This window comes from Nocardia sp. NPDC050793 (assembly GCF_040654065.1).
Classification (GTDB): domain Bacteria; phylum Actinomycetota; class Actinomycetes; order Mycobacteriales; family Mycobacteriaceae; genus Nocardia.
The window spans coordinates 1-1,091 of the sequence record NZ_JBFAHG010000041.1 but is presented as its reverse complement, the minus strand read 5'-3'; the positions used below and the strand labels follow the sequence as shown (position 1 = coordinate 1,091).

Genomic DNA, 1,091 nt, shown 5'->3' with positions numbered 1-1,091 from the left:
GGTTGTACGGGCCGATGTTCCAGACCGGGTTGATCTGGAGGAGGCCGGACATCAGCGCGAGGACCGCGAAGGTCATCGCGAAGAACGCACCGGACTTGACCGCGAAGACCGGGAGGATGCGAACACCGACGACGTTCTGCTCCGTGCGGCCGGGGCCGGGGAACTGCGTGTGCTTCTGGTACCACACCAGCGCGAGGTGCGCGGCGATGAGCGCCAGGATGATGCCCGGCACCAGCAGGACGTGCAGGACGTAGAAGCGCGGGATGATCAGGTCACCGGGGAAGTCGCCACCGAACAGCGCCCAGTGCATCCACGTGCCGATGACCGGGATGCTCAGCGTGATGCCGGAGAACGCGGCGCGGAGGCCGGTACCGGAGAGCAGGTCGTCGGGAAGCGAGTAACCGAAGAAGCCCTCGAACATCGCCAGGATGAGCAGCAGCGAGCCGATCACCCAGTTCGCCTCACGGGGACGGCGGAACGCACCGGTGAAGAAGATGCGCAGCAGGTGAACCACGATGGACGCCGCGAACATCAAGGCGGCCCAGTGGTGGATCTGCCGGACGAACAGGCCGCCACGAACCTCGAAGGACAGGTTCAGTGTCGTCTCGTACGCCCGGGACATCCCCACACCGCGTAGCGGCTGGTAGACGCCGTCGTACACGACGTGAGCCATCGACGGATCGAAGAACAGGGTCAGGTAGACGCCCGAGATCAGCAGGATGATGAACGCGTAGAGCGCGATCTCGCCCAGCAGGAAGGACCAGTGGGTCGGGAAGACCTTGTTGATCTGCCGACGGATACCGGCCGAAAGGTGATACCGGGAATCGATGTTCTCGGCTGCCTTTGCGGCGTGGGATTGAGTTGCAGTACTCACGGGCGACGCTCCCAAAATGCCGGGCCGAGCGCCTCGATGAAGTCACCGTTGGCGACCAGGAAGCCCTCTTCGTTCACTGTAATAGGTAGCTGCGGCAAAGCACGAGCGGCGGGACCGAAAACGGGCTTGCCGTATTCGAGCGCGTTGAACTGCGACTGGTGGCAGGGGCAGAGGATGCGATTGCTCTGCTGCTCGTACAGCGACGGCGGGCAACCGA

2 protein-coding genes are annotated in these 1,091 nt (G+C 63.9%); both read right to left on the bottom strand.

Annotated features, from left to right (window positions below; all coding sequences use genetic code 11):
- The coding region (locus tag AB0H50_RS35615) for a cytochrome b (protein WP_357461693.1) at positions 1 to 874 on the bottom strand (874 nt) is incomplete at its 3' end.
- The coding region (locus AB0H50_RS35610; RefSeq protein WP_357461691.1) for a Rieske (2Fe-2S) protein at positions 871 to 1,091 on the bottom strand (221 nt) is incomplete at its 5' end. The genes AB0H50_RS35615 and AB0H50_RS35610, both read right to left, overlap by 4 nt.